At 68.9% G+C, this 7,528-nt stretch carries 8 protein-coding genes; 3 read left to right on the top strand and 5 right to left on the bottom strand.

The window, feature by feature from the left end:
* The coding region (locus I0Q12_RS22275) for a short-chain dehydrogenase/reductase (protein ID WP_231611215.1) at positions 1–715 on the top strand (715 nt) is incomplete at its 5' end.
* Positions 716–745: 30 nt separating this feature from the next.
* Here I0Q12_RS22275 and I0Q12_RS22270 read toward each other — a convergent pair.
* The 5 genes from I0Q12_RS22270 to I0Q12_RS22250 all read right to left on the bottom strand — a co-directional run bounded on the left by I0Q12_RS22270 (position 746) and on the right by I0Q12_RS22250 (position 6,042).
* The gene (locus tag I0Q12_RS22270) at positions 746–1,297 is read right to left on the bottom strand and encodes a hypothetical protein (protein WP_197254810.1); all 552 of its coding nucleotides are present in this window, start codon (positions 1,295–1,297) and stop codon (positions 746–748) included.
* Positions 1,298–1,329: 32 nt separating this feature from the next.
* Positions 1,330–3,039: a 3-ketosteroid-delta-1-dehydrogenase gene (locus tag I0Q12_RS22265; RefSeq protein ID WP_197254808.1), complete on the bottom strand. Its 1,710-nt coding sequence runs from the start codon at positions 3,037–3,039 to the stop codon at positions 1,330–1,332.
* A gap of 143 nt (positions 3,040–3,182) precedes the next feature.
* Positions 3,183–3,977, bottom strand: coding sequence for a carbon-nitrogen hydrolase family protein (locus tag I0Q12_RS22260; protein ID WP_197254799.1), 795 nt, complete (start codon positions 3,975–3,977; stop codon positions 3,183–3,185).
* Between the two features lie 192 nt (positions 3,978–4,169).
* Positions 4,170–5,063, bottom strand: coding sequence for an ABC transporter permease (locus I0Q12_RS22255; protein WP_197254797.1), 894 nt, complete (start codon positions 5,061–5,063; stop codon positions 4,170–4,172).
* A 1-nt stretch (position 5,064) separates the two neighbouring features.
* On the bottom strand, positions 5,065–6,042 hold the full coding sequence (locus I0Q12_RS22250) for an ABC transporter ATP-binding protein (protein WP_197254795.1): 978 nt from the start codon (positions 6,040–6,042) through the stop codon (positions 5,065–5,067).
* Positions 6,043–6,151: 109 nt separating this feature from the next.
* Between I0Q12_RS22250 and I0Q12_RS22245 the strand changes: the two genes are divergently transcribed.
* Positions 6,152–7,294 (top strand): sensor histidine kinase, encoded by a 1,143-nt coding sequence (locus I0Q12_RS22245; protein WP_197254794.1) that lies wholly within the window; start codon positions 6,152–6,154, stop codon positions 7,292–7,294.
* On the top strand, positions 7,291–7,528 hold a 238-nt coding region (locus I0Q12_RS22240; RefSeq protein WP_197254792.1), incomplete at its 3' end, for a response regulator transcription factor. The genes I0Q12_RS22245 and I0Q12_RS22240, both read left to right, overlap by 4 nt.

The following is a 7,528-nucleotide window of genomic DNA, read 5'->3' as shown; positions in this document are numbered from 1 at the left end:
GGTCGGGACGGTCGCCGATGTCCGGGATCTCGACGCGGTCCAGGCCGCCGTCGACGCGGGCGTCGACCGGTTCGGCGGCCTGGACTTCGCAGTGGCGAACGCCGGGGTCGGCGCGTACGGCTCTGTGCTGCAGGTCGATCCGGAAGCGTTCCGCACAGTGATCGACGTCGACCTCGTCGGGGTGTTCCACACCGTGCGCGCGACGTTGCCGGCGATCATCGAGCGCCGCGGCTACCTTCTTCTCGTGTCGTCGATGGCCGCGTACCTGCCCATGCCGGGGCAGGCGTCGTACAACGCGGCGAAAGCCGGTGTGGAGCAGTTCGCCAACACTGTGCGTCTCGAGGTCGCACGCCACGGCGTCGGTGTCGGGTCGGCGCACATGGGGTGGATCGACACCCCGCTGATCCGCGATGCCCGCGCCGATCTGCCCGCGTTCGACCGGATGCTCACGGCTCTACCCGGGCCGCTCGGGAAGGTCCACGACGTCGACGAGTGCGCCGCCGCGTTCGTCCGTGCCCTCGGGAGGCGGTCCCGCCGCGTGTACGTGCCCGGTCCGATGCGGACCGCAGCGTGGGCACGGACCCTGATCACCTCGGCGGTCGCCGACCGGATCGTGCTGCGAGCGCTGGCGCACGCGCCGGACGCGGACGGTCAGGTCGCGGCGCTGGGGCGTTCGATGAGCGCCCGCGTCGCCGCGCTCCTCACCGAAAGGTGAGGTGCCGGCGGGTTTTCGCCGGGCGCTCGATCACGCAGATGCGGACACGGCGTCCACATCGGTGTGCGACTGCGCCGGAACCGCGACGGTGACCCAGGCCCGCGCGATCACCGCTCCGGAATCGGTCGCACACATTACTGCGACGTCCTGCACGAATTCGTGATCGGTGCGATAGTGCTGCAGCACACCGACAGTGCACTTCGCCGGTTCGGTACCGGCCGTGGGACCGGTGATGCGGACGCGGAACCTCCGGACGTTCTCGACGCCGAACCGATCGACGACACAGCGGGCGAGTTCCCCCACGGCCCGCTCCGATGTCGCCGGTGCGTCCTCACACCCCGACAGAAACACTTCGGCAACCCTGCGGCCGACCGTGTCGAAGTACTCGACGGTCCGGTCCACACGGTGGGTCTCGGCGTCGCGCACCGTGCGGGTCCGGCCACGGAGCGGTTCGTCCGGCCGGGGTGGGAGGAAGAACACGATGTCCGCCTCGTCGGCACCTGCGCCGTCGAGCCCACCCGCCGCGACGCCGAGCGACAGGAAGGTGGGTGCGGAACCTGTTTCCGGAACAACACTTTTCACGATGATTCTCCCTCTCGCTCGGCGAGAATGCGTCAGACGGACACGCTCGAGTTCGCGGCGTCGCGTGCCGCGATGTATCCGAACACCAGACCCTGGCCGATGGTTGCGCCCGCACCCGGGTAGCGATTGCCGAACGCGTTGGCCGCGGTGTTGCCGATCGCGTACAGACCCTCGATGACGCTGCCGTCCTCGCGCAGCACGCGAGCACGTTCGTCGGCGCGCAGGCCGCCGCACGTGCCGAGATCGGACAGGGTCATCTTCACCGCGAAGTACGGGCCGTGGTCGAGCGGGCGCAGGTTCGGGTTCGGCTCGACCGTCGGGTCGCCGTAGTACCGGTCGTATGCGCTTGCGCCGCGCGCGAATTCGGAGTCCGTTCCCGCCACCGCGTCGTCGTTGAACCGGCGGAAGGTCTCGGCGAAGGCCTCCACCGGGATTCCCATCGATGCCGCGAGTTCCTCGGGGGTGGCACCGCTGTGCGCGATGCCGGCCTTGAACCAGGAGCCCGGGATCGGCTGGCGCGGGAACAGTCCCGCGGCGAACACGTAGCTGTTGCGGTACTTCTGGTCGAACACGATCCACATCGACTCGACCGGATCACCCGAGCGTTCACGCTCGAGGACGGTCTGGCCGAACGTCATGTAGTCGCAGGACTCGTTGATGAACCGGGAGCCCTTCTGGTCCACGATGAACGAGCCGGGCAGCGACCGCTCGGCGAGCATCACCAGCGGCGGATTGCCTTCGCGCGACGGTGCGACCGCCGGGAACCACCACGCCTGATCCATCAGGTCCACATCGGCGCCGATCTCCTGCGCGATCTTGATGGCGTCGCCGGTGTTGCCCTCCGCGCCGAGGCTTTCGCCGTCGACGAGCGATTCCGACTGGAACTTGTGCCGCCACTGCATGTCGTGGTCGAAACCACCGGCGGCGAGGACCACACCGCGACGAGCCGTGACGGTCACCTCCCGGCCGTTCTGCTCGACGACCGCGCCGGTGACGCGATCGCCGTCGGTCACCAGGCGCACCAGCGAGGTCTCCGTCCACACCGGGATCCCTGCGCGCAGCACACCCGCGAACAGACCCGCGGCGATGGCCTGGCCACCGGCGACGTACTCGCGCTTGATCGCCAGCCCTGCCACGCCCTGCGCGAGGCGGCGGAAGATCGTCGCGAATCCCTTAACCGGCACCCGTGCCATGAGGTTCATCCACTTGTAGTCGGCGCCGGTGGTGGGCATCGGCAGACTCGCCTCCATCAGCCCCGGCCGCAACCGGCCCCGCTCGTCGCCGAGCTGCGACAGGTCGAACGGGCGGCATTCGCACGTGCGTCCGATCGCTGCGCCGCCGGGACGCTCCGGGTGGTAGTCGGCGTAGCCCTTGGCCCAGAAGAACTTCATCGGCGTGGTGCGGCTGAGCATCGCCACCGTCTCGGCGCCGTTGTCGACGAACGCGTCACCGCGCTCGGCGGGGGCGCTGCCGTCGACCACCGCGCGGACGTAGGTGCGGCCACGCTCACGGGTGTCCCCGGAACGCGCTTCCTGCAGAACGGGATTGGCAGGCATCCAGAACGCGCCGCCCGACCGTGCCGTCGAGCCGCCGACGTACTGCGTCTTCTCGACGACGAGCGCCGACAGTCCCTCCTCGTGCGCCGTGAGCGCGGCGGCCAGGCCGGTGCCCGAGCCGATCACGAGCAGGTCCACGGTGGTGTCCTGTGCCTGGACGGGGGCCGGTACGGGCTTCTTCGCCATGCCACTCTCCTTCGCCTGGTTGTTCCGCAACGAGGGACGACGGTAGACCGGTATCGACCCCGACGGCACGGACGTTCCCTACCACCGGGACACGCCGTCGGGAACCGGACGAACCGGTCCGCGCCGGGAAACCGGAACGGCGACTATCGCGGAACGACCGTGTACCGGCGCAGTGCCAGAGCGGGATTCTTGGCACGAACGGCAGACAGGCGAGCCGGATCGACCTCGGCCACGGCGATGCCTTCACGCTCACCCAGCCCCGCAATCACCACACCCATGGGATCGACGACGATGCTCGCGCCGGATCCCACCGGAGCATTCTGGTCGGCTGCAGCGACGTAGATCGTGTTTTCGATGGCGCGGGCCCGGACCAGAGTGGTCCAGTGGTCTTCCTTGAGCGGTCCGGCCATCCATGCCGCCGGCAGGATCAGGACATCGGCACCGGCATCGACGATCGTCCTCGTCACCTCGGGAAAGCGGAGGTCGTAGCAGGTCTGGATTCCGAAGGTGATTCCGTCTATCCGGAAGGTCTCCGGGGCGGCGAGGGGTCCGGCCTGCACCATGTCCGATTCGCGGTAGCCGAATGCGTCGTAGAGATGGATTTTTCGGTAGGTCGCCACGATGCTGCGGTGGGGAGCCATCGCAACAACGGTGTTGTAGATGCGGTCCTCGCCCGTGATGGTCTCGTTCATCCCCGCGACGATGTGGATGTCGTGGGTCTGCGCCAGATGCCCCAGCTCCGTGACGAATCGTCCGTCCAGCGGTTCCGCCGTCTCCACGAATCGATCGTCCATCACCGGCGCCGTGAACATGGAGTACTCGGGCAGTACGAGCAGACGGGCACCTGCCGATGCCGCCTGTTTCACCAGGTCACCGACACGTGCGAGGTTGGCGGCCGTGTCATCGCCGGACGCGAACTGGCCGATCGCGATCTGCATGCCTCTCCCCTGTCCCTTCCGGGTACACCGCGACCGGCCTGGACATCCGCTCTTGTCGACGGCGCCCGAGAGCAGGACGATCCCGGCATTCGGAAAGCAAACGGTTGAGAAGAGTTTAGTCTCCACTGTTTCCGGTGGTGGTGCGGATGCCGGGAAGACCGCGAAACTCGTTACCCGACAGGATCATCGCGGTCAGTTCACGTCCCGACGCCGCACCAGAATCCCGGTGGTCACCACCGCGACCACGATGTAGGCGGTGACGGTGACGACCGCCCTGGGTCCGGAGATCACGTCCACCACCCCGGGCGTGCCCTGTCCTGCCCCGGTCACCGCACCGACGAGCGATCCGGCGGCGGTGCCCGGCAGGAATGCCGTCACGTCCTGGACGAGCGGCAGAGCGGAACCGACACCGCGCAGCAGATTCTCCACGACGAGGGTCCACACCAAACCCAGGCCGACCGACAACGCCGCACTGCGGGCGTAGGTGCCCAGCGCGAAACCGATCGTCGCCCACATCATGAACACCAGATACGCCGTACCCGCCGAGCGGAGAAGGTCGGCAGCCGACGACCAGATGAGCGGTTGCGATTCGACCGTGGCGAGTACGACGGAAATGGCCGTGCACAGCACCGCTGTGACGATCACCATCGCGGCCACGATCACCGCGAGCGCGAGCAGCGCCCCGATCGTCGGACGCAGCCGGCCGTGGGTGAACACCGTCTTCCAGGTTCCCCAGGTGTAGCCGTTCCCGGCGACGAGGGCGCCGAGGACGAGCACGAGGGCACCCCCGAACAACGGCGTGCCTTGCACCAGGACATCGGGTACCGACTCGGGCAGGACGCCCTGCAACAGGACTTCGGCAGATTGTCCCTCGGTGGAGAAACCGGCCGATCCGGTCGTATAGGAGATGTACGGGAACACGTAACCGAATACGGTCGCGAGCAGGAACCATGTGCCGAGGGTCGCCCACATCGCCGGCCACGCACGCAACCGGAACAGTTCGGCGCGCACACTGCGCGCCACGGTGTTGCGCCCCGCGGCATCGGGGACCGAGCCGGTGGGTGAGCGGAGTGTCGAGGCGGACATGTCACACCCCTTTCATCGGTGTGGAAGTGGTGGTCATCTCGAAGAACACGTCCTCGAGGGTGCGTTCGGTCGGTCCGATCGACGACACCGCCACATCGGCGGCGACGAGCGCCCGGACGACATCGGGTGCACGCTCGGGTGGCAGGTCCAGCAGCACAGCGTCGCCGTCGATCTCGAATCCGTTCTCACCGGCGAGATCCGAGGCGATCGACACCACCCGGTCCTGGGGCGTGCCGCGCACCTTCAGGATCGCGTCGCCGAGCAGGGTGGACACGGTCGATTCACGCACCAGGCGCCCGTTCGCGATCACGCCGACGCGGTCGCAGATCTCCTGGACCTCGCCGAGCAGGTGACTCGACAGAATCACGGTGTGCCCCGCCCTGGCGAGGTCGACGATCAGGGCACGCATGTCGGCCATGCCGCTCGGGTCGAGGCCGTTGGTCGGCTCGTCGAGCACGATCAGGTCCGGGTCACCGAGCAGGGCCGCGGCGACCCCGAGCCGCTGCTTCATCCCCAGCGAATACGACTTGTACGCATCGTTGCCGCGGTCGACAAGACCTACCCGGGCCAGCACCTCCTCCACGCACCGGTCACTCAACCCGCGGTGACGCGCCAGGGTGCGGAGGTTCGCCCGTCCCGACAGATAGGGAAAGAAACCAGGTCCCTCGATGAGAGCACCGGTACACGAGGACGATTCGCGCGAGCCGGCAGGCCTGCCGAGAACGCGGACGGACCCGGAGGTCGGGCGGATCAGGCCGAGGATCATGCGCAGCGTCGTGGTCTTCCCTGCGCCGTTGGGGCCGAGGAATCCGTAGATCTCGCCGCGTCGAACGGTCATGTCTACGGAGTCGACCGCGGCGCGGTCGCCATAGCGTTTGGTCAGCGCCGACGTCTCGACCACGACGTCGGCATCGATATCGGCCGATCCCGCCCGGCCGGGCCGGTCGGTTGCAGTAGTGAGTGTCGTGTTGTCGGTCATGCCTCGATCGTCGGCCGCACACACGCCGACGTCGTCCGCCCACGGGCGTCATCGACCTACGCGATATTGCGTACACCATCGACCGGCGTGCACGGCTAGCGTCGACGATGTGGGTACCGATCAGGGCCGTGCCGTCACCGACCCGGTGATGCTCCGCGTCGGCTTCACGCTCGCGCTCGTTGCCCTGGTCACCGTGGCGACACTCGGGGCGAACAACATGCGCCTGCCGGCCGCGATGGTCGGTGCGGGTGCTCTCGCAGCGGCCTGCGCGGGGGTCGCACTGACCGCCCCGCGATGGCCACGAACCGCCCTGATCGCGGTGCCTGCGCTGGTCGGGATCTACTTTGCGACCGGTGGAGCCGACGGACCGATCTTCCTCCTGCCCGCGCTCGCAGCGTTCGGGGCGGCGAGCGTGCGTCCCGCCCGCGACCTCGCTGTTCCCGCTGCCCTCGCCGTCCTGGTTCTCGTCGCCGGGATGACGGCCCGGGTCCTCGTCGCCGGATATCCCGCGTGGGTCACACTCTGGCAGACACTCGGCACCGCCGCCCTCGCCCTCGCCGCCGCGGCCGTGGGGTGGTGGCGGTCGGCTCGGCGGGATGCGAACGCCGAGCGGATCCGCCGTGCCGCGACCGAGGAACAACTACGCATCGCCCGCGACCTGCACGACGGGGTCGGGCACGGGCTCGCAGTGATCGCGATGCAGGCCGGGGTGGCGCTGCACGTGCTCGAGCGCAACCCGGAGGCGGTGCGGGACGCACTGGTCGCCATCCGCGACACGAGCCGCGACGCCCTCAACGACCTGCGGACCGAGCTGACGACCCTCACGGGTGACGCCGCCGAGCGCCGACCGCGACGTGGTCTGGCCGACCTGCCGGTTCTCGTCGACCGCGTCCGGGCCGCCGGCCTCGACGTCGACGTGCGGGTACCGGCCCTCCCACTACCGGCCGACGTCGATCATGTCGCGTATTCGATCGTCGCGGAGGCGACGACCAACGTTCTCCGGCACGCGCAGGCCACCAGGGTGACTGTCGAGATCATGCGCGAAGGACAGGCGGTGACAGTGCGGGTCGCCGACGACGGGCGTGGCCGCACCACCGACGCGCCGACCGGTGGCCTCGGCCTCCGCGCGATGGCAGATCGTGCAGCCGAGCTCGGTGGAACGCTCGTCGCCGCACCGGGACCGGAACGCGGCTTCGTCGTGCGGGCCGTGCTTCCGGTCGGTGCCGCCGAGAGCACGGAGGACCGGGCATGACCGTGCGGGTGGTGCTCGTCGACGATCAGACGCTCGTCCGGGTGGGCCTACGAACGCTGTTCGCCGCCGAACCTGATATCGAGGTCGTGGGCGAAGCCGGCGACGGTGGTGAAGCACTCGCGGTCATCGCGCGCACCCACCCGGACGTCGCCCTGTGCGATGTCCGCATGCCGGCACCCGACGGCCTCGAGGTGCTGCGTCGGATCACCGCCGATCCCGCACTCCGGGACGTCC

The sequence above is a fragment of the Rhodococcus sp. CX genome (assembly GCF_015865005.1).
Lineage (GTDB): Bacteria > Actinomycetota > Actinomycetes > Mycobacteriales > Mycobacteriaceae > Rhodococcus.
This window is presented reverse-complemented; position numbering and strand designations above follow the sequence as displayed.